20 protein-coding genes are annotated in these 22,790 nt (G+C 70.3%); 10 read left to right on the top strand and 10 right to left on the bottom strand.

The window, feature by feature from the left end:
* Position 1: 1 nt before the first annotated feature.
* On the top strand, positions 2-1,609 hold the full coding sequence (locus FL583_RS04090) for a sensor histidine kinase (protein ID WP_142703088.1): 1,608 nt from the start codon (positions 2-4) through the stop codon (positions 1,607-1,609).
* Here FL583_RS04090 and FL583_RS04085 read toward each other — a convergent pair.
* A complete protein-coding gene (locus tag FL583_RS04085) occupies positions 1,578-2,216 on the bottom strand; it encodes a TetR/AcrR family transcriptional regulator (RefSeq protein WP_205751821.1) in 639 nt (212 codons plus the stop codon). The two genes, FL583_RS04090 and FL583_RS04085, sit on opposite strands and share 32 nt — an antisense overlap.
* A 71-nt stretch (positions 2,217-2,287) precedes the next feature.
* Between FL583_RS04085 and FL583_RS04080 the strand changes: the two genes are divergently transcribed.
* From FL583_RS04080 to FL583_RS04065, 4 genes are read left to right on the top strand one after another with little or no spacing between them, the layout of a single operon-like run.
* Positions 2,288-2,992, top strand: a complete 705-nt coding sequence (locus FL583_RS04080) for an ABC transporter ATP-binding protein (protein WP_142703086.1) — start codon at positions 2,288-2,290, stop codon at positions 2,990-2,992.
* Positions 2,989-3,702, top strand: a complete 714-nt coding sequence (locus tag FL583_RS04075; RefSeq protein ID WP_142703085.1) for an ABC transporter permease — start codon at positions 2,989-2,991, stop codon at positions 3,700-3,702. The genes FL583_RS04080 and FL583_RS04075 overlap by 4 nt, the downstream gene beginning before the upstream one ends.
* Positions 3,703-3,736: 34 nt before the next feature.
* Positions 3,737-4,648 carry an ABC transporter ATP-binding protein gene (locus FL583_RS04070; protein WP_142703084.1) on the top strand — a complete coding sequence of 304 codons (912 nt, stop codon included), beginning with the start codon at positions 3,737-3,739 and terminating at the stop codon, positions 4,646-4,648.
* Positions 4,645-5,436 carry an ABC transporter permease gene (locus FL583_RS04065; RefSeq protein WP_142703083.1) on the top strand — a complete coding sequence of 264 codons (792 nt, stop codon included), beginning with the start codon at positions 4,645-4,647 and terminating at the stop codon, positions 5,434-5,436. Before FL583_RS04070 ends, FL583_RS04065 begins: the two co-directional genes overlap by 4 nt.
* A gap of 123 nt (positions 5,437-5,559) precedes the next feature.
* Here the strand turns inward: FL583_RS04065 and FL583_RS04060 are convergent, their stop codons facing one another.
* Positions 5,560-5,856 carry a GlsB/YeaQ/YmgE family stress response membrane protein gene (locus tag FL583_RS04060; protein ID WP_142703082.1) on the bottom strand — a complete coding sequence of 99 codons (297 nt, stop codon included), beginning with the start codon at positions 5,854-5,856 and terminating at the stop codon, positions 5,560-5,562.
* 206 nt (positions 5,857-6,062) lie between these two features.
* Positions 6,063-6,722, bottom strand: coding sequence for a DUF4245 domain-containing protein (locus FL583_RS04055; protein ID WP_170323472.1), 660 nt, complete (start codon positions 6,720-6,722; stop codon positions 6,063-6,065).
* Between the two features lie 147 nt (positions 6,723-6,869).
* Here FL583_RS04055 and glpX point away from each other — a divergent pair, with 147 nt between their 5' ends.
* Both glpX and FL583_RS04045 read left to right on the top strand, forming a co-directional pair.
* A complete protein-coding gene (glpX, locus tag FL583_RS04050) occupies positions 6,870-7,886 on the top strand; it encodes a class II fructose-bisphosphatase (protein ID WP_205751820.1) in 1,017 nt (338 codons plus the stop codon).
* Complete coding sequence (locus FL583_RS04045) at positions 7,883-8,866, top strand: carbohydrate kinase family protein (protein WP_142703079.1); 984 nt, start codon at positions 7,883-7,885, stop codon at positions 8,864-8,866. The genes glpX and FL583_RS04045 overlap by 4 nt, the downstream gene beginning before the upstream one ends.
* Here FL583_RS04045 and FL583_RS04040 read toward each other — a convergent pair.
* Positions 8,863-10,047 (bottom strand): RtcB family protein, encoded by a 1,185-nt coding sequence (locus tag FL583_RS04040; protein WP_142703078.1) that lies wholly within the window; start codon positions 10,045-10,047, stop codon positions 8,863-8,865. The genes FL583_RS04045 and FL583_RS04040 overlap by 4 nt on opposite strands.
* A gap of 266 nt (positions 10,048-10,313) precedes the next feature.
* Here FL583_RS04040 and FL583_RS04035 point away from each other — a divergent pair, with 266 nt between their 5' ends.
* Both FL583_RS04035 and FL583_RS04030 read left to right on the top strand, forming a co-directional pair.
* Positions 10,314-11,966: a fumarate hydratase gene (locus FL583_RS04035; RefSeq protein WP_142703077.1), complete on the top strand. Its 1,653-nt coding sequence runs from the start codon at positions 10,314-10,316 to the stop codon at positions 11,964-11,966.
* Positions 11,967-12,669: 703 nt separating this feature from the next.
* Positions 12,670-13,614 (top strand): winged helix DNA-binding domain-containing protein, encoded by a 945-nt coding sequence (locus FL583_RS04030; RefSeq protein WP_240746581.1) that lies wholly within the window; start codon positions 12,670-12,672, stop codon positions 13,612-13,614.
* On the opposite strand, the gene FL583_RS04025 is transcribed toward FL583_RS04030, so the two are convergent.
* On the bottom strand, positions 13,611-14,204 hold the full coding sequence (locus FL583_RS04025; protein WP_170323470.1) for a Uma2 family endonuclease: 594 nt from the start codon (positions 14,202-14,204) through the stop codon (positions 13,611-13,613). The genes FL583_RS04030 and FL583_RS04025 overlap by 4 nt on opposite strands.
* 135 nt (positions 14,205-14,339) lie before the next feature.
* Between FL583_RS04025 and FL583_RS04020 the strand changes: the two genes are divergently transcribed.
* Positions 14,340-15,728, top strand: a complete 1,389-nt coding sequence (locus FL583_RS04020) for a class II fumarate hydratase (protein WP_142703074.1) — start codon at positions 14,340-14,342, stop codon at positions 15,726-15,728.
* A 39-nt stretch (positions 15,729-15,767) separates the two neighbouring features.
* Here FL583_RS04020 and FL583_RS04015 read toward each other — a convergent pair whose 3' ends face one another.
* The 5 genes from FL583_RS04015 to FL583_RS03995 form a co-directional block, all read right to left on the bottom strand.
* Positions 15,768-17,093: an aggregation-promoting factor C-terminal-like domain-containing protein gene (locus tag FL583_RS04015; protein WP_142703073.1), complete on the bottom strand. Its 1,326-nt coding sequence runs from the start codon at positions 17,091-17,093 to the stop codon at positions 15,768-15,770.
* 353 nt (positions 17,094-17,446) lie between these two features.
* Positions 17,447-18,205 carry a 3-oxoacyl-ACP reductase FabG gene (gene fabG, locus FL583_RS04010; RefSeq protein ID WP_142703072.1) on the bottom strand — a complete coding sequence of 253 codons (759 nt, stop codon included), beginning with the start codon at positions 18,203-18,205 and terminating at the stop codon, positions 17,447-17,449.
* Positions 18,206-18,309: 104 nt separating this feature from the next.
* Entirely contained in the window at positions 18,310-19,746 is a 1,437-nt protein-coding gene (locus FL583_RS04005; RefSeq protein ID WP_142703071.1) for a PhoH family protein, read from the bottom strand.
* 257 nt (positions 19,747-20,003) lie between these two features.
* Entirely contained in the window at positions 20,004-20,771 is a 768-nt protein-coding gene (locus FL583_RS04000) for an isoprenyl transferase (RefSeq protein WP_240746570.1), read from the bottom strand.
* Between the two features lie 96 nt (positions 20,772-20,867).
* Positions 20,868-22,706 carry a phosphoenolpyruvate carboxykinase (GTP) gene (locus FL583_RS03995; protein WP_142703069.1) on the bottom strand — a complete coding sequence of 613 codons (1,839 nt, stop codon included), beginning with the start codon at positions 22,704-22,706 and terminating at the stop codon, positions 20,868-20,870.
* Between the last annotated feature and the right edge of the window lie 84 nt (positions 22,707-22,790).

Below are 22,790 nucleotides of genomic sequence, written 5' to 3'. Positions count from 1 at the left end.
GATGACTCGTCTTTCGCTGCGTACCCGCCTGGTGGCGGTCGTCGTCGCGGTCACGATCTTCGCCCTGGCCACCGGAGGAGCCGCCACCTGGCTGGCCCTCCGCGCCTACCTGTACAACCGGCTCGACGAACAGCTGCACGGCATGAGCGGCGGCCGTTTCGCCGACGCGATGAACCGGCAGATCGCTACCGGCCTGCCCAGCGGCGAACTCGACGACGCCGGATTCCCGATTCCCGGTTTCGGCCCGCACACGTCGGTGTTCCTGTTCTCGCTGGTCCAGCCCAACGGCACGCCGGTGTGGTCGAAGATCACGGTCACCAGCAGCACCCTGGGTACGACGCAGAGCATCCTGTTGTCGCTGACCGACGACGACAAGAACGAAGTCGTCGACGCGGCCAGGACCAAGGACGACACCCGGACCGTCACGACCACCGACGGACTCAAGATGCGGGCGATGGCTCAGCCGCTCGACGACGGATACATCCTGCTCACCGCGATCTCCACCGACGAGACCGACGGCAGCCTGACCCGGCTGCTGCTGCTCGAGTTGGCCGTCGGGGGCGCGGCCGTGCTGGCGGCCATCGGGCTCGGGGCTTACGGGGTTCGGGCTGGGTTGCAGCCGTTGACCCGGGTGAGTCGCACCGCGCACGAGATCGCCGAGAACCTGTCGCAGCACGGCAGCGGCCTCGAACGGCGCGTCCCGCCGAGCGACCCGCGCACCGAGGTCGGCCAGCTCACCGAGGCCGTCAACACGATGCTCGGCGCGGCCCAGGTCGCCTACGCCCAGCGCGTGGAGAACGAGGAACGCATGCGCCGCTTCCTCGCCGACGCCTCGCACGAACTCCGCACCCCGCTCACGTCACTCCGCGGCTACGCCGAACTCGAACGCCTCCGCGCCACCACGATCGGCGCCGAGGACCCGGCCGCGACCCAGGACGCGCTCCGCCGGATCGAGACCGAGGGCGACCGGATGGCTCGGCTCGTCGACGACCTGCTGCTGCTCGCCCGCACCGACCAGGACTCGGCCGCGCCCGACCTCGGCCCGGTTCCGGTCGACGAGCTGCTCGACGAGGCCGCCGACCGGGCCGGCGCCGCGCACCCGGCCCGCCCGTTCGTCGTCGACACCCCGAACACCGGGCTGGCCGTGGTGGGCGACCGCGAGGTGCTGCTCCAAGTGCTCGGCAACCTGCTGCGCAACGCGGCGATCCACACGCCGGGGCCGCGCCCGATCCGGCTCGGCGCCCGGCCGGACGGTCACTCGGTCCTGCTGATGGTCGCCGACGAGGGCCCGGGCATGACGCCGGAACAGGCCGCCCACGCGTTCGAACGGTTCTGGCGGGCCGACTCGGGCCGCACCCGGGCCACCGGCGGCAGCGGGCTGGGCCTGGCCATCGTCCACGCGCTGGTCACCGCCCAGGGCGGCGCCGTCGGCCTGAGCAGCGACGTCAACTCGGGCACCCGGGTGATGATCCGGATGCCCGGCGTCGTCGACGAGGGCGGCAAGCTGGAGCACCACCCGCACGGCGAGGCCTATCCGCAGCACTACGTCGACCAGGTGACCGGTGCGCAGCGCTCGGTCAGCGCACCTCGGTCACCCCGTAGTTCCTAGGGACACCGTTCTCCAGCAGGTCGAACGCGCGCTGGTAGGCGTCCCGGGCCCAGGTCTTGACGACGTCGAACGGCTCGCCGGCGAGCAACCGTCGGCGGGCCTCGGCCAGCACCGCGTGCCTGCTGCCGGCCACCAAGCCGGCCACCAGGCTCGGCATCGGGTCGTCCGGACCGGCACCGGTCTCGGTGGCGAGCGTGCGCGCGAGGGCGTTCTCGGTGCGCTCCCCCAGCTCCCGCGTCCGGGCCCGGAGCGACGGGCTGTCGTCGACGAGCCGGAAGAAGTCGGCGGCCTCGGGCCAGAGGCCGGTCGCCCACAGGTCCGTGTCGAAGCCCTCGACCACCCAGCGGCGCAGCGCGCCGATCACGCTCTCCCCCGGCCGCCGGGCCCGGACGACCGCGGCCAGCGAGTCCTCGACCTCGGCCTCCCGGTCGAAGAACAGGTCCTCCTTCGTGGGGAAGTAGTTGAAGACCGTGTTGACCGAGACGTCGGCCGCCCGCGCGACCTCGGCGACCGTGACGCCGTCGAAGCCGCGCTCGGCGAACAGCCCCATCGCGATGTCGGCGATCAGCAGCCTGGTCTGGGCCTTCTTCCGTTCCCGCAACGACATGCCGGCGATCCTAACTCACCCTAAATTTGGTGCCGTTGCAATTTTGGTGTGACTCTGTTTTTGTGGTCACCATGTTGACGATTCGAGGACTGCGCAAGGAGTTTCCGGGGCCGGTGGTCGCGCTGGCCGGGCTCGATCTGGACGTCGGGCCCGGTCAGATCGTCGGGTTGCTCGGCCCCAACGGCGCGGGCAAGACCACGACGATGCGGATGCTCACCACGCTGCTCCGCCCCACCGCGGGCACCGCGACGATCGCCGGGGCCGATCTGGTGTCCGATCCGGCCGGAGTGCGACGACGGATCGGCGCGGTCGCCCAGGGCAACAGCACCGATCCGACCTGCACGGTGTCGGAGGAGCTGATCCTGCAGGGCCGCCTGCACGGGTTGACCGCCGCGGGAGCTCGGGCCGCGGAGCTGATGAAAACCTTCGAGCTCACCGACCGCCCCACCGGCCAGCTCTCCGGCGGTCAGCGCCGTCGCCTCGACCTGGCGCTCGGGCTCGTCCACCGGCCGGCCGTGCTGTTCCTCGACGAGCCGAGCACCGGCCTCGATCCGGGTAGCCGGGCCACGCTCTGGGCCTGCGTCCGCGAGGCCCGGGACGCCGGCGCGACCGTCGTCCTCAGCACCCACTACCTCGACGAGGCGGACGCGCTGTGCGACCGCGTCGTCGTCATCGACGCCGGCCGGGTGATCGCCGACGACTCCCCGGGCGCGCTGAAGGCGAGCCTGGGCGGGAACTCCACGCTGGACGAGGTCTACCTGGCGTTGACGGCATGACGGCAACGTGGTTGATCTTTCAGCGGGCGATGCGGCAGACGCTGCGGACCAAGGTCGGCGTGCTCTTCGGCCTGCTGCAGCCGATGCTCTACCTGCTGTTCTTCGGGCCGCTGGTGAACGGCTCGTGGCCGATCGTCGTGCCCGGCCTGCTGATCCAGCTGGTCCTGCTGTCGGCCGGGCTGGCCGGGTTCGGCATCGTGTTCGACCAGCGGTTCGGGGTGCTCGACCGGCTGCGCACGACGCCGATCGGACGGCTCCCGCTGCTGCTCGGCCGGGTCCTGCGGGATGTCGTCGTGCTGCTCGTCCAGGCGCTGGTGATCGTCCTGGTCGGACTCGCGCTCGGGCTGCGTGCGCCGGTCGGTGGCGTCCTGCTGGGGCTGGTGCTGCTGGTCCCGCTGGCCGGCGGGGTGGCCGCGGCCTCGTACGCGGTCGCGCTCCGCCCGGGCGCGCAGGACCTGTTCGCCCCGGTGATGAGCACGGTCGTCATCCCGCTCGTGCTGCTCTCCGGTGCGTTCCTCCCGATGACGCTCGGCCCGCGATGGCTCGACGTCGTCTCCCACGCCGACCCGTTCCGGTACGCGGTGGACGCTCTGCGCGAGCTGTACGCCGGGCACTACGCGTCCACCTCGGTGCTGGTCGGCGCGGGCCTGACGCTGGTGCTCGCCGCGGGCGCGACCGCGTTCGGCGTCCGTGCGTTCAAATTCCCGTAGGGAATTGTCGGGGTTGCTGTCTACCGTGTAGCTCGTGCCTGCTCAGAACGCGATCGAACTGTCCGGGGTCGTCAAACGGTTCGGTGCGGTGACGGCGGTCAACGGGCTCGACCTCGTCGTACCGGCCGGCACCTGCCTGGGGCTGCTCGGGCCGAACGGGGCCGGCAAGTCCACCACGATGCGGATGCTCACCGGCCAGGCGTTGCCCGACGCCGGTGAGATCCGCGTGCTGGGCTACCGGGTGCCGGCCGAGTCCAAGCACGCCCGGGCGCTGATGGGCGTCGTCCCGCAGCTCGACAACCTCGACACCGAGCTCACCGCGCGGGAGAACCTCGCGGTGTTCGCGCGGCTCTACCGGGTGCCGCGGGCCGAGCGCCGGGCCGCGGTCGACGCGGCGCTCGAGCTCGGCCAGCTCACCGATCGCGCCGACGCCAAGGTCGACGAGCTGTCCGGCGGCATGCGGCGCCGGTTGCTGATCGCCCGGGGCCTGGTCCACCGGCCGCGGCTGGTGCTGCTCGACGAGCCGACCGTCGGGCTCGACCCGCAGGTCCGCCAAGACCTCTGGTCGCTCATCGACCGGTTGCGCCGCGACGGAACGACCGTGCTGATGTCGACGCACTACATCGAGGAGGCCGAGCGGCTGGCCGACGCGGTGGCGGTGGTCAGCGCGGGCCGGGTCATCGCGTCGGGCACGCCGGCCGAGCTGCTGGCGGGCCACGCCGGGCGGTCCGCGGTCGAGTACAACGGCACGCCGGCCCGGCTGAGCGAGATCGAGCGGATGGCCGCCGCGGCCGGCATGCCCACCCGGCGCACCGGCCCGAGCATCTCGGTGCTGCGGGCCGAAGACATGCCCGCGACGCTGGCCGCCGTCCTCGGCCCCGGCACCCCTCGTCCCGCCAATCTCGAAGACGTCTTCGTCACGCTGACCGGGGAGTACGTGGCATGAGCACCGACGAACGGCCGCGGCTGCGGTTCATCGAGCCCACCGCGCTCGCCGGCGTGATGGTCCACGACCTGGCCGTGTTCCGGCGCTACTGGCTCTCGAGCACGTTCTCGTCGGTCGTCGAGCCGACGATCTACCTGCTGGCGTTCGGGTTCGGGTTCGGCTCGCTGGTCTCGGCGGTCGGCGGCTACCGGTATCTCGACTTCCTGGGCACCGGCGTGGTCGGCACCGCGGTGCTGTTCACGTCGGCCTTCGCCGGCATGTTCCAGACGTTCGTCCGGCGCACGTTCCAGCACACGTACGACGCGGTGCTGGCCACGCCGGTCGACGTGCACGAGCTGGTCACCGGCGAGGCGCTGTGGATCGGGCTGAAAGCGGGCGTCTACGGGTGCGCACCGCTGGGCGTCGCCGTGCTGTTCGGGCTCCGGCCGTCCCCGACCGTCGTGCTGGTGCCGCTGATCGGCTTCGTCACCGGGCTGGGGTTCGGGCTGTTCGGCATGTGGATGTCGGCGATCGTTCCGAACATCGACAGCTTCAACTACATCATTTCCGGGCTACTGACCCCGTTGTTCCTGGTCGCCGGCACGTTCTTCCCACTCGACACTCTTCCCCCGTGGGCGCACACCGCGAGTCAGCTCAACCCGCTCTACCACTGCGTCGAACTCGTGCGTCACTCGGTTTTCGATCGGCTCGGCCCTAACGATCTGGGGCACGTTCTCGCGCTGGTGTTTTTCGCTTCCGCCATGTGGGTAGGCGCAGTTTCTTTTCTGCGTCGGCGACTCATCGACTGAAAGCAATTCGGCACGTATAGCCGCTGGCTCTCGTCGTCAAACATAGGCATTCGCAAAACGCGGCTGGGGCCGCTCCCCCGAAGGGGAGCGGCCCCAGCCGCGTTACCAGATGTGCTAGCTGGTTCAGCGAACCAGCGGGCGACGGCCACGGCCACCGCTGCGGCCGTAGAAGCCGGCGACCAGGGCAACACCCACGGCGGCGAGCACGACCTGAACGGCCAGCTCACGCCAGTCGATGCCGGAGGTGGCGGTCGGGATGCCGATCGCCCGGGCGAGGGCGGTGCCGAGGAAGGCGGCGATGATACCGACGACGATCGTCAGCCAGATCGGCATGTTCTGCTTGCCGGGAACGACGAGCCGGCCCAGCGCGCCGACGATGGCACCGATGATCAGCGCGGTGAGGATGCCGGTGATGGTCATGGCTACTCCCTTTACTCCCTGGAGGTTTTCGCTCCCTAGCGGGTTGGCGTTGGTCATCTGATGCCCGGGGCAACGAGTTCTCACACACTCGGAGAAAGAAAATTTTTCGACGCTCCGCCTTATACGAATTGAGCTGCAGAAAGGCCGAGCGGCCATTCATATGAATGGCCGCCCGAGGAGGAACCGACAACTTACGCGAAACGGTCTTATTGCAGTGAATGGATCATTTTTCGAGCGGTGTCCAGCGAGGCGTCACCCACCACGACGACCGTCACGTCCGGCTCGATGAGCACGAAAGCGTTCTCCCGGCCCTCGCGTGCGGTGTAGCGGGTCCAGGTGTCGCCCTCGATCTGCTCGGTACCGACCGGCGCGGTCCGGTCGATGATCCCGGCGATCAGCGAGTCCGCCGCCGCATTGCTCTGGACGAGCTGCAGGTAGCCGCCGTCCGGGGTCGAGTAGCTCACCCGGATCGTGAACCGGCCGGCCGCCGACGGGTTGAACGAGGCCACGGTCGGCTTCCAGCCGGTCAGACCCTGGGGTTCCCGGACCCGGAACGCCTTCTCGGCCCGGGCCGTGTCGTAGACGTGCGTCGGGTCGACGGTCGGGGCCGCCGACTCCGACGGCTGGAACAGCGCGACGATCGCCACCAGCGGAATCACCAGGATGCCGAGCGCGATCGCGAGGTTGCGGACGGTGGCGTCGCGCCGGGTCGCCTTGGGCGGCGGTGTGCTCGACCCCTCGTCCGTGCTCAGAGCGACCGTGACGTAGTCGGGCTCGGGTTTCGACTTCGACGCCTGCTTCGGCGTCCGCTTCGACTCGACGATGTCGACCATGCCCCGGTCGTTCGAGGGCTCGTCACTGCTCATGCCTCTATCGTCGTACAAGCGGCCCGAAGCGCCACCCCCGGCTCCCTGAATCGAAACCTCTGGTGGCATTGAACACCCGGAGCCCGATACCTCCGGGCGTGACCCATCCGTGATGTCAGGATGAAGGCCCCCGTCGATGGAGGTCAGATGTCGCAGCCCCAAGTACCGGACCGCAACCTCGCCCTCGAGTTGGTCCGGGTCACCGAGGCCGCCGCGATGGCCGCCGGCCGCTGGGTCGGCCGTGGCGACAAGAACGGTGGCGACGGTGCCGCCGTCGACGCGATGCGCCAGCTCATCAACAGCGTCTCGATGCGGGGCGTCGTCGTGATCGGCGAGGGCGAGAAGGACAACGCGCCGATGCTCTACAACGGCGAGGAGGTCGGCGACGGCACCGGACCCGAGGTGGACGTCGCGGTCGACCCGATCGACGGCACGACGCTGATGGCCAAGGGCATGCCGAACTCGATCGCCGTGCTCGCGGTGGCCGAGCGGGGCGCGATGTTCGACCCGTCGGCCGTCTTCTACATGGAGAAGCTCGCGGTCGGCCCGGACGCGGTGGGCGTCGTCGACATCAACGCGCCGATCCGCGACAACATCCGCGCGGTCGCGAAGGCCAAACGCACCGGCGTCCGGGACGTGACGGTCTGCATCCTCGACCGGCCGCGCCACGAGAAGCTCGTCCAGGAGATCCGCGAGACCGGGGCCCGGATCCAGTTCATCTCCGACGGTGACGTGGCCGGCGCGATCTCCGCGGCCCGGGAGCAGACCGGCGTCGACCTGCTGGTCGGCATCGGCGGCACGCCCGAGGGCATCATCGCCGCCTGCGCGCTGAAGTGCCTGGGCGGCGAGATCCAGGGCAAGCTCTGGCCCCGCGACGACGACGAGCGCCAGAAGGCCCTCGACGCCGGCCACGACCTCGATCGGGTGCTCACCACCGACGACCTGGTCAGCGGCGACAACGTGTTCTTCTGCGCGACCGGCGTGACCGACGGCGAGCTGCTCCGGGGCGTCCACTACCGTCGCGGTGGGGCCTCCACCGAGTCGCTCGTGATGCGGTCCCGCAGCGGCACGATCCGGACCGTGGGAAGCTGGCACTCGCTGACCAAGCTCCGGGCCTACTCGCTGATCGACTTCGGACACCGCGGCGACGACGAGGACGAGTGACCACAAACCTGATTACCGTCGTAGGCGAGAACATCATCGACCTGGTCCCCGACCAGGGTGACGATGCTCCGTACCACGCACGAGCCGGCGGCAGCCCGGCCAACATCGCGGTCTCGGTGGCTCGATTGGGCTCCCGCGCCGCGCTGGCCGCCCGGGTCAGCCGGGACGTGTTCGGCGGCCGCATCCGCACCCGGCTCGCCGAAGCCGGCGTCGAGACCCGCTTCCTGGTCGACGCGGTCGAGCCGTCGTCCTTGGCCGTCGTCACGTTCGACGCCGAGCGCCGGGCCAGCTACGACTTCTGGCTCAACGGCACCGCCGACTGGCAGTGGCGCGACCGCGACCTGCCCAACCCGCTCGACGACGACGTCGCCGCGCTGCACGTCGGCTCGCTGGCGACGTATCTCTCGCCGGGCGCCGAGGTGATCGAGAAGATCGTCACCCGCGAGGGCCTCCGGGGCCGGGTCACGCTCAGCTTCGACCCGAACATCCGCCCGACGATCGTCGCCGCCGCCGACGGCTCGCTGGACGCCGCCCGGGCGCGCACCGAGCGGCTCGTCCGGCTGGTCGACGTCGTCAAGGTCAGTGACGAGGACCTGGGCTGGCTGTACCCGGACTCGCCGGCCGAGGACGCGGCGGCCGAGTGGGCCGAGATCGGCCCGGCGCTGGTCATCGTCACCCGCGGGCCGCAGGGCGCGCTGGCGATCGGACGCGCCGCGACGGTGACCGTGCCCGCCCCGAAGGTCGAGGTGGCCGACACGATCGGGGCCGGGGACTCGTTCGCGGGCGCACTGTTGCACGCGCTGAACGTCCGCGGGCTGCTCGGACCGGGAGGCGCCGACCGGATCGCCGGGCTCGACGCGGACGCCCTCACCGACATCATCCGCACGGCCGCGACCGCGGCCGCCCTCACCTGCACCCGGGTCGGCGCCGAGCCCCCCACCGCGGAGGAACTCGACGCCGCCCTCGAGGAATACCGCTAACCCTTGACGCAGACGACCTGCTTGAGGTGGGCGACCACCTCGACCAGGTCGGTCTGCTGGGCCAGCACCGCGTCGACGTCCTTGTACGCACCGGGGATCTCGTCGATGACCCCGGGGTCCTTGCGGCACTCGACCCCGGCCGTCTGCGCGGCCAGATCCTCGGCGGTGAACGTCTTCTTGGCCTTCGCCCGGCTCATCCGCCGCCCGGCCCCGTGCGAGGCCGAGTTGAACGCGTCCGGGTTGCCCCGTCCGCGCACGATGTACGAACCGGTGCCCATCGAGCCGGGGATGATGCCCAGGTCGCCGGCGCCGGCCCGGATCGCGCCCTTGCGGGTGACCAGCACGTCCACTCCGCCGTACGTCTCCTCGGAGACGTAGTTGTGGTGGCAGGAGATCGGCTCGTCGAACGTGACCTGCGGAAGCGCGGTGCGGACCACGTTCTCGAAGAGGCCGAGCATCAGGGCCCGGTTGCGCTTCGCGTACTCCTGCGCCCAGTACAGGTCCCGCCGGTAGGCGTCCATCTCCGGGGTGTTCGCGAGGAACACCGCGAGGTCGCGATCGGGCAGGTCGGCGTTGTGCGGGAGCTTCTTCGCGACCGCGATGTGCCGCTCCGCGAGCTCCTTGCCGATGTTCCGCGACCCGGAGTGCAGCATCAGCCAGACGCGTCCGTCGGTGTCGAGGCAGACCTCGAGGAAGTGGTTACCGCCTCCGAGGGTGCCGAGCTGCCTGCTCGCTTTACCTCGCAGGCTGGACACACCGGGGTGCAGGTCGTCGAACCCGGCCCAGAAGGTGCTGAGGCCTTTAGTGTCCACACCCCGGACCCGGCGCGGGTCGACCACGTCGTCGTGCGAGTGGAAACCGACCGGGATCGCGTCCTCGATCGCCCGGCGCAGCGGGCCGAGGTCGTCCGGCAGGTCCTCGGCCGTCAGCGACGTCCGCACCGCGGACATCCCGCACCCGATGTCGACCCCGACCGCGGCCGGCGAGACCGCCTGCCGCATCGCGATGACCGACCCGACCGTCGCACCCTTCCCGAAGTGCACGTCCGGCATGACCGCGACACCCTCGACCCACGGCAGCGCGCCGATGTTCCTCAGCTGCTTCGCAGCCTCCGGCTCGATGTCGTTCGGGTCCGTCCAGACCTTCACCGGCGCCCGGGTCCCGGGCAGCAACGCGTACATGCTTTTCCTTTCTACGAGATGCGGCGAACCACCGCGGGAAAGCTCTGCGCGGGCGAACCACCGCCGCACCGCGAAACTCCCGGACCACCGCCGGGGCGGAGGCTCAGGCCGGTTGATACCTGGCGGCGCGCATGTCGCTCAGTGTGCAGCCGCGTCGGCGTCGACACCGAACGGTTTTCCGCGCGTCGGTGGTGCTTCTCACGCCGTGGCTGTCGGGGGGCAGCATTAATCTGGCGGGAACTCCCCGACGCCGTGAGGTTCCTTCGATGCCTGACTTCCGCTACTCGGATCTGCTCCCGCTCGGGCCGGACGAAACGTCGTACCGGCTGCTCACGACCGAGGGCGTCGAGCCTCTCGAGGTCGGCGGCGAGACGTTCCTGCGCGTTTCTCCGGCCGCTCTGACGACGCTGACCGCGGCGGCGATGCGCGACATCGCCCACCTGCTGCGCCCGGCGCACCTCCAGCAGCTGCGCAACATCCTCGACGACCCGGAGGCCTCCGGGAACGACCGGTTCGTGGCGCTCGACCTGCTGAAGAACGCGAACATCGCGGCCGGCGGCGTGTTGCCGATGTGCCAAGACACCGGCACCGCGATCGTCATGGGCAAGAAGGGCGAGCGGGTCCTCACCGGCGGCGGGGCCATCGACGGCGAGGCGATCAGCCGGGGCGTCTACGACGCGTACACGTCCTTGAACCTGCGCTACTCGCAGCTGGCCCCGCTGACCATGTGGGACGAGAAGAACACCGGCTCGAACCTGCCCGCGCAGGTGGAGCTGTACGCCGACGGCAAGCCGGGCGAGTACAAGTTCCTGTTCATGGCCAAGGGCGGCGGCTCGGCCAACAAGAGCTTCCTGTACCAGGAGACCAAGGCCGTGTTGAACCCGACGCGGATGATGCGGTTCCTGGAAGAGAAGCTGCGGTCGCTGGGTACGGCGGCCTGCCCGCCGTACCACCTGGCGATCGTCGTCGGCGGCACGAGTGCGGAATACGCGCTGAAGACCGCGAAGTACGCGAGCGCGAAGTACCTGGATTCGCTGCCGACGTCGGGTTCCCTGTCCGCGCACGGTTTCCGGGACATCGAGCTGGAGTGGCAGGTGCTGGAGCTGACGAGGCAGTTCGGCATCGGCGCCCAGTTCGGCGGCAAGTACTTCTGCCACGACGTCCGGGTCGTGCGGCTGCCTCGCCACGGCGCGAGCTGCCCGGTGGCGATCGCGGTGTCGTGTTCGGCCGACCGTCAGGCGCTCGGCAAGATCACCGCCGAGGGTGTGTTCCTCGAGCAGCTCGAGACCGAGCCGGCCCACTATCTGCCCGAGACGACGCACGAGGACCTCGACTCGGAGGTCGTCCAGATCGACCTGAACCGTCCGATGGCTTCGATCCGGGAGGAGCTGTCGCGCTACCCGGTGAAGACCCGTCTGTCGCTGACCGGCCCGCTGGTCGTGGCCCGCGACATCGCGCACGCGAAGATCGCCGAGCGCCTCGACGCGGGCGAGCCGATGCCCCAGTACCTGAAGGATCACGCCGTCTACTACGCGGGCCCGGCCAAGACGCCGGAGGGTTACGCGTCGGGCTCGTTCGGCCCCACCACCGCGGGCCGCATGGACTCGTACGTAGAGAAGTTCCAGGCCGCGGGCGGTTCCCTGGTGATGCTGGCCAAGGGCAACCGCTCGAAGCAGGTCACGGACGCCTGCCAAGCCCACGGAGGCTTTTACCTGGGTTCGATCGGCGGCCCGGCCGCGAGGCTCGCGCAGGACTGCATCACGCATGTAGAGGTGCTGGAGTACCAGGAGCTGGGGATGGAGGCGGTCTGGAAGATCGAGGTGCGCGACTTCCCGGCCTTCATAGTCGTCGACGACAAGGGCGAAGACTTCTTCGCCGACACGACGAAGCCGGTCCTCACCATCGGCCCCCGCCCCTGACCAAGCCCGTGCCCACCAGCACCGAGACTCGCACCGCCAGCACAGCCAACCGAGCCGCGGACGCCGCGACCGGGGGCGACGCGGCCCACCGAGCCAAGGCCAGCACCGCCGACCGGGCCGAGGGCGGCGCAGCCCGCCGAGGCGCGGGCGGCGCGGCCGCGAGCGGGGTGGTGGGCGGGGTCGCGGGTGAGGTGGCCCGGCACGCGAGCGGGCCGCCCGGCCGAACCGCTAACGGGGTGATGGGCCGAGCCACGACCGGCCTGGCCAGCCGAGTCAGAGACAGCGTGGCCGGCCAGGCCACGGACGAGGCGGCCGGCGGAGGCGCGAGCGGGGCAGCTGCCCAGACCGCAGGCCGGGCAGCAGCCAGGACCGCGGACGGAGCCGCCAGCCGAATGCCCGGCCAGCAGCCCGGCACGGCCACCAGCGCAGTCAGCGCCGCCACCACCCGCGCGGTTCGAGGATCAGCCGGGAGCGCCTCCGGAGGATCCGCCGCCGGGCGAACCCGGAAGACGACCGTCTACACAAACGACCGACAGACCGACACACCCACCACCGGCGCAGCCAGCGCCGCCACCCGCGCGCCCGACCCGCCGGGCAACGCGCCCGCCAGCGCCGCCGCCGCTAGCCGGACTACCGGCCGCCCGGCCGACGGATGACCGGCGGAGCGGCCCGCCGGGTGGCCGAAGCTCGCACGGTGGCGCAGATGCTGGCGGGGCCACCAGGCAAGTCGGCGGCGGACGTAGTCGCGCGGCTCGGAGCCTTGCAGGCGCAGGATCTCAGCGCCACGGCCCTGGCCGTACGGGCGCGCACCCGCGGCCGCACCGCGGACGAACTCGGGCTCGAAGGACCCGGCTTCGTCCGCACCTGGCTCCTGCGCGGCACGCTCCACTTGGTCGCCGCCGACGACGCCGGCTGGATGCTCGCGCTCCTCGGCCCCCTCAACCGCACCCGAGGCGCCCGGCGCCGCCAACAGCTCGGCCTCGACGACGAACTGTGCGGGCGCGCGGTCGAGACACTCCCCGAGGCCCTCGCCGACGGGCCCGTCGGCCGCGCCGACCTGATCGCCCGACTAGCTTCGCTCGGCGTGACGATCGACCCGACCGGCCAGGCCCCAGCCCACCTGCTCGCCTACGCCGCCTCCACCGGCACGATCTGCCTGGGTCCCGAGATCGGCCGCGGGAAGGCGTCGTACCGGCTGCTGAACGCGCCAGCGCCCAACTTCAGTCGGGAGGAGGCGCTGACCCGGCTGGCCAGCCGCTATCTGGCCGGCCACCGCCCGGCCACGCCGGCGGACTTCGCGGCCTGGTCGGGCCTCCCCGCCCGAGACGCGAAGGCCGCGTTCGAGGGCGCCTCCCCGCCGCCCGACGCCGAACCGGCCAACTCGATCCGCCTGGTCGGCCACTTCGACCCCTACCTACTCGGCTACGCCGACAAGACGGCCGCCGTCCCGCCGAAATTCGTCGACCGAGTCCGCACCGGCGGCGGCTTCGTCACCCCTACCGTCCTGGTCGACGGCGTAGCAGTAGCCACCTGGCGCCAACACGGCTCCACGATCGCGGTCGACCCCTTCGAGCCCCTCCCCAACGACGTCCAGTCCGCCGTCGCCGCGGAGATAGCAGACATCCACCGCTTCCAGCGCCGGCCCTAGGCGTACCGTCCCATCAGCTCGGTCAAGTCGACCGAGAACGGAAACGGCTCGCTGACCTCGATCCGGGGCCCCCGCGAGACCTCGACGTACCCGCCGTACTTCAGGTGGTGGACGATCGCCACCGGCTCGGTGTTGATCTCGATGCGCCAGTAGTACGGGATCTTGTAGTCGGCATAAACGAGCGGTTTGACGATCCGATCCATGCGGCCGCTGGTCGGCGACTCGATCTCGACCGCCACCACGAGGTCTTCACCGGCGTAGTAGGGCCATGCACGACTGATGCCGGAGCGCACGATGAGCACGTCCGGCCGGCGGGTGGTCCGCTCGCTCAGATGAACATCGACGTCTTGGTTGACCGCGTACGTCTCGGGGCGAGCGTCCTCGAGACGGGCGCCGAGCATCATCGCGACGTACTGGTGGGCGCTCGAGGCGGAGGGCGACACGGTGAGGGCTCCGTCGGTCAGCTCGATCCGGGTATGGGTCTCCGGCATCGCGAGCAGATCCGCAACGGTGTAGCCGCCCTGAGGCATCGGGAGCGGCACCCGGAGAACCGACTCCGGGCCCTCCAGGTACTTCTCCTCGGTCGACACGGCTTGATCGTTGCACGGTTCTAACGTGGGAGTGCGCATTCGGGTCCTCCCTTTCGACGCTCGGTGGTTCGTTGGCTTGAGTGTACTAGTGCCCCGCATTGGCCGCGGACCGAAACGGCGGCGTAGGTATGGGGTATGAGCGAGAGCGAATTCCGCATCGAGCACGACACCATGGGCGAGGTCCGGGTCCCCGCCGCCGCCAAATGGCGCGCCCAGACCCAACGCGCGGTCGAGAACTTCCCGATCTCCGGCACGCCCCTGGAACCAGCCCTCATCGCCGCGCTCGGCCGCATCAAGGCGTCCGCCGCGCGCGTCAACGCCGACCTCGGCGTCATCGACGCCGACATCGCCGCGGCCATCACCGAGGCCGCCGAGGAGGTCGCGACCGGCAGCTGGAACGACGAGTTCCCGGTCGACGTCTTCCAGACCGGCTCGGGCACGTCCAGCAACATGAACACGAACGAGGTGATCGCGACGCTGGCGAGCGAGCGCCTCGGCAGGAACGTCCACCCGAACGACCACGTCAACGCGTCGCAGTCCTCCAACGACGTGTTCCCGTCGAGCATCCACCTCGCCGCCACCGGCGCGGTCGCGAACGACCTGGTCCCGGCACTGCAGCACCTGGAAACAGCGCTCCGCCGCAAGCAGGACGAATTCCAGGACACGGTGAAGTCCGGCCGCACCCACCTGATGGACGCGACCCCGGTCACGCTCGGCCAGGAGTTCGGCGGCTACGCGACCCAGATCGCGCTGGGCATCGAGCGCCTCCACGCGGCGCTGCCCCGGCTGGCCGAGCTACCCCTCGGCGGCACCGCCGTCGGCACCGGCATCAACACCCCGCCCGGCTTCGCCGCCGCGGTCATCGCCGACCTCGCCACCCGTACCGGCCTCCCGGTCACCGAGGCCCGCGACCACTTCGAGGCCCAGGGCGCCCGCGACGGGCTGGTCGAGGTCTCGGGGCAGCTCCGCACGATCGCGGTCGGGCTGGTCAAGATCGCCAACGACCTGCGCTGGATGGGCTCCGGCCCGCGCGCCGGCCTGGCCGAGATCGCGCTGCCCGACCTGCAGCCCGGGTCGTCGATCATGCCGGGCAAGGTCAACCCGGTCATTCCCGAGGCGGTGGCCCAGGTCGCGGCCCAGGTGATCGGCAACGACGCGACGGTGACGTTCGCCGGCGCCTCCGGCTCGTTCGAGCTCAACGTCATGCTGCCGGTGATGGCCCGCAACGTCCTGGAATCGGTCCGGCTGCTGGCGAACGTCACCCGGCTGCTGGCCGACCGCTGCATCGACGACATCGTGGCCAACGTCGACCGGATGCGTGAGTACGCGGAGTCGTCGCCGTCGATCGTCACACCGTTGAACAAGTACCTGGGGTACGAGGAGGCGGCGGCGATCGCGAAGCAGGCGCTCAAGGAGCGCAAGACCATCCGGGAGGTGGTCATCGAGCGCGGCCACGTGCCCGACAAGGTCAGCGAGAAAGACCTCGACGCCGCACTCGACGTCCTGGCGATGACCCGGCCATGAAAAAGGGCCCGCCCCGGAAGGGGCGGGCCCGACGACGACTCAGTACCAGCCCGTGGCCTCGGAGTGGTTCCACGCGCCACACGGCGTGCTGTACCGGCCCTTGATGTACTGCAGACCCCACCGGATCTGCGTCGCGGCGTTCGTCCGGTAGTCGTCGGCCACCGTCGCCATCTTCGACGCCGGCAGCGCCTGCGGGATCCCGAACGCCCCCGAGCTGGGGTTGGTCGCGGACACCCGCCAGCCGCTCTCCCGGTCCCAGAGCTTCTCCAGGCACGACATCTGGCTGGTCGCGAAGCCGAACTCGGCCAGCAGCGAGCACCCGGTCTTCTTGTTGCCCGAGTAGCCGTCGCACGACGACGGTCCTTCGGGCACCGGGTCGCCGGTGGTTCCACTGCTGCTGCTCGAGCTGGAGCTGGAGCTGGTCGTGGACTCCTGAGTGCGCTGCTCGCTCCGGGAGGCCCGCGCCTTCTCGGCCCGCTCGGCGGTCTGCGCGGCCTTCTTCTGCGCCGACGTCGCCTTGTCCGCGGCCCTGGTCTGGGCGGCGTCCACCGCGGCCTCGTGGTCCCGGGCCGCCGTGTCCGGGCTCGGCGAGGCCGACGCCGCCCCGGTGTCCGAGGACGGCTCGGTCGCCAGCGGCGCGTCGGCCTGCAGGTCCTGCTGGACCTGGACCGTGTCCGGGTCCGAATCGCGCAGGACGGTCACCGCGACGCCGATCGCCGCCGAGAACACCAGCACGAGGGCCGCGGCGATCCGCAGCACGAGGTGCTTCCGCGGGCGCTCCCGCCCACCGATGGTGGGTGGCTCGGCCGGCACCGCGGGTTCCGGCCCAGGCTCATCCGGACGCCCCTCAGCCGGGCCGCGTTCGTCGGCCGGGCCATTTTGGGCGGGCGTCCGAACCTCGGTGGCGTCGAGGTCGTCCGGACGGTTCCGGTAAGGCACACCGGCGGCGGCGCGCAGTGCGTCGGCGTCCCAGGCGCTGCCTTCTCCACGGCGGCGGGCACTCCAGTCCGGCGGGGCTTGTTCGTACCAGACCGGGCCCGCGGCCGTCTCGGCCGTCGCGTCCGTGGGACGTTCGTAGTTGCGGCCGCCGAAGGTCGGTTCCGCGTAGTTCGCGCCGCCGACGTCGGGGCGGTCGTAGTTCGCGCCGCCGTACTCGTCGTAGGAGTCGGCCGCGATCCGCTGGTTCCCGAACCAGTCGACCGGGGTCTTCTGGTCGTCGGAAGATTCGGCGTAGCGCCGGCGGCGGCGTGGAGCCCAGTCCGCCGGGCGCTGGTAGGTGTATCGCTCGGTACCGGCCAAGTCGGCGGAGTGCCGTCCCTCGTCGGTCCGGTCGGTGGTCTCGTCGTCGTGTAATCGATAGGTCATCGGCGCGGGCCCCTCCCCGCACCGGTTCGCAGGAAGTTCCCTGGCGCTGTCGAGCCCGGCAGCGCTGTAGTCATGAGCACCTCTCGCGTCAGGTCGCGCCTCGTACCTCATCAGTCCGAGAGCTCGTCCGTCGCCCCTTGCACACTCCGAGCGAACGTACCTGAGGTGCTGCCGAGGCCTTCTCCGCTGAGGCCATCGCTATACGTCTCTTACTGTTGCCTTAACCCTGCGTGCGAAACGACCGCCCGCTATGGGTGGTTTCACGGCGTTTACCAACGCGATCCGTGACCTACCTCACCGAACAGGCGAACGGGCGGCCCCGGATGCCCGGAGCCGCCCGTTTCGACCATGTTTCAGTCCCGCGGCCCGCCGGCTACGTAGATCACCTGACCGGAGACGAACGAGGCGTCGTCGCTCACCAGGAACGAGGCCACTCCGGCGATGTCCTCCGGCTGCCCGGGGCGGCCGACCGGGATCTGCGACGCGGCCGCCTTGATGAAGTCCTCGAACGGGACGCCGATCCGCTCCGCGGTGGCCGCGGTCATGTCGGTCTGGATGAAACCGGGCGCGATCGCGTTCGCGGTGACGTTGTACCGGCCGAGCTCGATCGCCAGCGTCTTCGTGAAGCCCTGCATGCCGGCCTTGGCCGCGGAGTAGTTGGCCTGACCGCGGTTGCCGAGCGCCGACGTGCTCGACAGGTTGACGATCCGGCCCCACTTCTGCTCGACCTGGAACTTCTGGACGGCCTTGGTCATCAGGAACGCGCCCCGCAGGTGCACGTTCATCACCGAGTCCCAGTCGTTCTCGGTCATCTTGAACAGCATGTTGTCGCGGATGATGCCGGCGTTGTTGACCAGCACGGTGGGCTCACCCAACCCGTCGACCACGGCTTGGACGCCGTCCTCGACCTCGCCGGAGTGGCTGACGTCGGCGCCGACCGCGAGCGCCCGGCCGCCGGCGGTCGTGATCGTGTCGACCGTGTTCTTGCACGCCTCGGCGTCCAGGTCGACGACGCCCACGGCGAAGCCGTCCCGGGCCAGCCGGACCGCGGTGGCGGCACCGATCCCCCGTGCCGCGCCCGTCACGATCGCTACCCGCTGCTCTGCGCTCACGTTCACTCCTTAACGGTCAGATCTGACCGGTACCTTACCGACGCGTACCCGCAGCAAATCGGGGCTATGGCGAGTGCCATAGCCCCGATTCGACGTACCGAACCTCAGTGCGGCAGGTCCTCGAGCATCTCGGTGACCAGCGCCGCGATCGGCGACCGCTCCGAGCGGGTCAGCGTCACGTGCGCGAAGAGCGGGTGGCCCTTGAGCGTCTCGACCACGGCCGCGACCCCGTCGTGCCGCCCGACCCGCAGGTTGTCCCGCTGGGCGACGTCGTGGGTGAGCACCACCCGCGAGTTGGCGCCCACCCGGGAGAGCACGGTCAGCAGCACACCGCGCTCCAGCGACTGGGCCTCGTCGACGATCACGAACGCGTCGTGCAGCGACCGGCCGCGGATGTGGGTCAGCGGCAGCACCTCGAGCAGGTCGCGGCCCATGACCTCCTCCATCACGGTGTCGCTGACCAGCGCGCCGAGCGTGTCGAAGACCGCCTGGCCCCAGGGGCTCATCTTCTCGGCCTCGCTGCCCGGCAGGTAGCCGAGCTCCTGGCCGCCGACCGCGTAGAGCGGCCGGAACACGACGACCTTCTTGTGCGCCCGGCGCTCCATGACCTGCTCGAGGCCGGCGCACAGCGCCAGCGCCGACTTCCCGGTTCCGGCCCGTCCGCCGAGCGACACGATCCCGACCTCGTCGTCCAGCAGGAGGTCCAGCGCTACGCGCTGCTCGGCCGACCGGCCGTGCAGACCGAACGCGTCCCGGTCGCCGCGCACCAGGCGGACGGTCTTGTCCGGGCGGACGCGAGCCAGCGCCGATCCGCGGCCGGAGTGCAGTACCAGGCCGGTGTGGCAGGGCAGGCCCTGCGCGCCGGCCAGGTCGATCGTCTCCTCGCCGTAGAGCCGGGCCATCTCCTCGTCGCTGATGTCGAGGTCGACCATGCCGGTCCACGGCCGCTCGGCCACCGACACCATCTCGGCCCGGTACTCGTCGGCGTTCAGACCGACCGCACCGGCCTTGACCCGCAGCGGGACGTCCTTCGTCACCAGGACGACGTCCGCGCCCTCGGCGGCCAGGTTCAGCGCGACCGCGAGGATCCGCGCGTCGTTCGTCTCGGCCCGGAAGCCGATCGGGAGGTTGTCGGTCGAGACGTGGTTGAGCTCGATGCGCAGCATGCCGCCGGAGTCGTTCACCGGCACCGGGACGTCGAGCCGGCCGTGCTTGACCCGCAGATCGTCGAGCATGCGCAGGGTCTGCCGGGCGAACCAGCCCAGTTCCGGGTGATGCCGCTTGCCTTCGAGCTCGGTGATGACGACCAGCGGCAGGACTACCTCGTGCTCGGCGAACCGGCCGAGCGCGCCGGGGTCGGAGAGCAGAACCGAGGTGTCGAGGACGTAAATCGTGTCGGGCTCACCCGATGGGTGGCCCTCCGTACGCGGCGCGCGCTCACGGGTGCGGTGGTGGGAGTCCGATGCGGACTCGGAGGGCGCGGAAACCTCGGTGGGAGCGAACTCGCTCAGTGAGGTTTCTGGGGTACGACGATCGGACATGAGGTGCTCCTGGTCCCGTGGGCGCGCACCCGTGCGCCCACTGGCTCGCCGGATCCGGTACCCGCCCCACGGGGCCGGGTGCCGGCCCCGCGACGAAGACAACCGATCGAAGGTTTCAACGCCTGGGCCTCCCGGGTGGGGAAAGAGAACCCCACCGGCACCAAACCTACGCCGTCCGTCCAGCTTGTGGGCCCTTATCGCCCAGACTTGCTCTACCGGTGTGTGAACATCACGTAACCGGACAGCTCCGAAACTACTCAGACGCCGAACCGGCGATTGCGCTTGGCGTAGTCACGCAACGCCCGCAGGAAGTCCGTCCGCCGGAAGTCGGGCCAGTGGGCGTCGCAGAAGTAGAACTCCGAGTGCGCGCTCTGCCAGAGCAGGAACCCGGAGAGCCGCTGCTCCCCCGACGTCCGGATGACGAGGTCGGGATCGGGCTGGCCCTTGGTGTAGAGGTGTTCCGCGATGTGATCGACGTCGAGCACCTCGGCCAGCTCTTCGATCGACGTCCCCAGGCTGGCGTGTTCGTGCAGCAGCGACCGGACCGCGTCGGCGATCTCCCGGCGCCCGCCGTAGCCGACCGCGATGTTGACCGACGTGCCGGTCTTGCCGTGGGTGCGTTCGGCCGCGTCCTTCAGGACGCGGGCCGTATCGGCGGGCAGCAGGTCGAGTGCGCCGACCATCCGGAGCCGCCAGGGCTGGTCGTCGGCGGCCAGGTCGGTCGCGACGCCCTCGATGATCCGGAGCAGCGGGGCGAGCTCGCTCTCCGGACGCGTCAGGTTGTCGGTGGACAGCAGCCAGAGCGTCACGACCTCGACGCCCTGCTCGGAACACCACCCGAGCACGTTCTCGATCTTCCGGGCTCCGACGTGGTGACCCTCGTTCGGGTCGTCGAAGCCGGCTTCCCGCGCCCAGCGCCGGTTACCGTCGAGGATCACCCCGACGTGCCGCGGGCGCGGCTTACCGCTCAGCTCCCGCAGTAGCCGGCGCTCGTAGAGGGAATAGAGAACATCCCGAACAGCCACCCCGGCAGGGTACGCCTCGCAAAGGGGCACTCGGAACGACATGTCGGTTAACTCGAGGGGCCCGGTCGGCCGGAACCGACCGGACCTTCTCGGTAGCTACTGCACGCCGAGCTTCGTCTTGAGGACGTCGAGCTCGGACCAGAGGACGCCCGGCAGTTTGTCGCCGAACTTCTCGAACCATTCGGTGACCTGCGGAATCTCCGCGCGCCACTCGTCCGGGTCGACGGCCAGCGCGGCTGCGACCTGCTCGTCGGTCATCCCGAGGCCCTCGACGTCGAGCGAACCGGGCGCCGGCACGTGGCCGATCGGGGTGTCGACGGCGTCGGCCTGACCCTGCAGACGCTGGATCACCCACTTGAGCACCCGGCTGTTCTCGCCGAAGCCCGGCCAGAGGAAGCCACCGTCGGCGTCCCGGCGGAACCAGTTGACGTAGAAGATCTTCGGGAGCTTCGACGCGTCGCCGGTCGGGCCGCCCTTGCCCATCTCGATCCAGTGCCGGAAGTAGTCGCCGCCGTGGTAGCCGATGAACGGCAGCATCGCCATCGGGTCCCGCCGCACGACGCCGACCGCACCGGCCGCCGCCGCGGTGGTCTCGGAGGACAGCGTCGCGCCGAGGTACACGCCGTGGTTCCAGTCGCGAGCCTCGCTCACCAGCGGGACCGTCGTCTTGCGGCGCCCACCGAACAGGATCGCCGAGATCGGGACGCCCTTCGGGTCCTCCCACTCCGGCGCGATGATCGGGCACTGGCCGGCCGGGGTGCAGAACCGGGAGTTGGGGTGCGACGAGGGCTCGGTTGATTCCGGGGTCCAGTCCCGGCCCTTCCAGTCGATCAGGTGCGAAGGCGGCTCCTCGGTCATGCCCTCCCACCAGACGTCGCCGTCGTCGGTGAGAGCGACGTTGGTGAAGAGCGAGTTGCCGCGGTCGATCGTCCGCATCGCGTTGGCGTTGGTGTGCCACCCGGTGCCGGGCGCGACGCCGAAGAAGCCGAACTCGGGGTTGAGCGCGTAGAGCCGGCCGTCCTCGCCGAAGCGCATCCAGGCGATGTCGTCGCCGAGCACCTCGACCTTCCAGCCCGGGATCGTCGGCTCGAGCATCGCGAGGTTCGTCTTGCCGCAGGCCGACGGGAACGCGGCCGCGATGTAGTTGACGTCGCCCTCGGGGTCGGTCAGCTTCAGGATCAGCATGTGCTCGGCCAGCCAGCCCTCGTCGCGGGCCATGACGCTGGCGATCCGCAGCGAGAAGCACTTCTTGCCGAGCAGCGAGTTGCCGCCGTAGCCGGAGCCGTAGCTCCAGATCATCCGCTCCTCGGGGAACTGGACGATGTACTTCTCCGGGTTGCACGGCCACGCGACGTCGGCCTGGCCCGGCTCGAGCGGCGCGCCGATCGAGTGCAGCGCGGGCACGAACGTCGCGTCGTCGCCCATCTTCTCCAGGACGGCGGCGCCCATCCGCGTCATGATCCGCATGCTGGTGACGACGTAGGCGGAGTCGGTGATCTCGACGCCGAACATCGGGTCGACCGCGGTCAGCGGGCCCATGCAGAACGGAATGACGTACATCGTGCGGCCACGCATGCAACCCCGGTAGAGGTCGGTCATCGTGGCCTTCATCTCGGCCGGGTCGACCCAGTTGTTGGTCGGTCCGGCGTCGGCCGGATCGACCGAGCAGATGAACGTCCGCTCCTCGACGCGGGCGACGTCCGAGGGGTCGGTGCGAGCCCAGAACGAGTTCGGTTTCTTCTCGGGGTTCAGCCGGACGAGCGTCCCGCCGTCGACGAGTTCGTCGGTGAGGCGCGTCCATTCCTCTTCGGATCCGTCGACCCAGACCACCCGGTCGGGGGTGGTGAGTTCGGCCGTCTCGCGCACCCATTCGAGCAACCTGGCATGGGTGGTGGGGGCCTCGGTCAGGCCTGGGATCGCGGTGGGGGCTGACATCGATCACTCCTCCGATGGGGTCGCTGACCGTTTCACCGAAACGCCAATAGACCGCTCAGCGGCGGGAATCGGCGGGGTGTTTCC

The sequence above is a fragment of the Cryptosporangium phraense genome (assembly GCF_006912135.1).
GTDB classification, from domain to species: domain Bacteria; phylum Actinomycetota; class Actinomycetes; order Mycobacteriales; family Cryptosporangiaceae; genus Cryptosporangium; species Cryptosporangium phraense.
Note: the sequence above shows the minus strand (reverse complement) of the source record. Positions and strands in the feature narration are given on the sequence as shown.

Coding starts and splice junctions, on each gene's coding strand:
- FL583_RS04015 (WP_142703073.1), bottom strand. CDS start 17,093: ATGACCTATCGATTACACGACGACGAGACCACCGACCGGACCGACGAG.
- FL583_RS04090 (WP_142703088.1), top strand. CDS start 2: ATGACTCGTCTTTCGCTGCGTACCCGCCTGGTGGCGGTCGTCGTCGCG.
- FL583_RS04040 (WP_142703078.1), bottom strand. CDS start 10,047: ATGTACGCGTTGCTGCCCGGGACCCGGGCGCCGGTGAAGGTCTGGACG.
- FL583_RS04060 (WP_142703082.1), bottom strand. CDS start 5,856: ATGACCATCACCGGCATCCTCACCGCGCTGATCATCGGTGCCATCGTC.
- FL583_RS04020 (WP_142703074.1), top strand. CDS start 14,340: ATGAGCGAGAGCGAATTCCGCATCGAGCACGACACCATGGGCGAGGTC.
- FL583_RS03995 (WP_142703069.1), bottom strand. CDS start 22,706: ATGTCAGCCCCCACCGCGATCCCAGGCCTGACCGAGGCCCCCACCACC.
- FL583_RS04035 (WP_142703077.1), top strand. CDS start 10,314: ATGCCTGACTTCCGCTACTCGGATCTGCTCCCGCTCGGGCCGGACGAA.
- glpX (WP_205751820.1), top strand. CDS start 6,870: ATGTCGCAGCCCCAAGTACCGGACCGCAACCTCGCCCTCGAGTTGGTC.
- FL583_RS04030 (WP_240746581.1), top strand. CDS start 12,670: ATGCTGGCGGGGCCACCAGGCAAGTCGGCGGCGGACGTAGTCGCGCGG.
- FL583_RS04080 (WP_142703086.1), top strand. CDS start 2,288: ATGTTGACGATTCGAGGACTGCGCAAGGAGTTTCCGGGGCCGGTGGTC.
- FL583_RS04085 (WP_205751821.1), bottom strand. CDS start 2,216: ATGTCGTTGCGGGAACGGAAGAAGGCCCAGACCAGGCTGCTGATCGCC.
- FL583_RS04065 (WP_142703083.1), top strand. CDS start 4,645: ATGAGCACCGACGAACGGCCGCGGCTGCGGTTCATCGAGCCCACCGCG.
- FL583_RS04075 (WP_142703085.1), top strand. CDS start 2,989: ATGACGGCAACGTGGTTGATCTTTCAGCGGGCGATGCGGCAGACGCTG.
- FL583_RS04005 (WP_142703071.1), bottom strand. CDS start 19,746: ATGTCCGATCGTCGTACCCCAGAAACCTCACTGAGCGAGTTCGCTCCC.
- FL583_RS04055 (WP_170323472.1), bottom strand. CDS start 6,722: ATGAGCAGTGACGAGCCCTCGAACGACCGGGGCATGGTCGACATCGTC.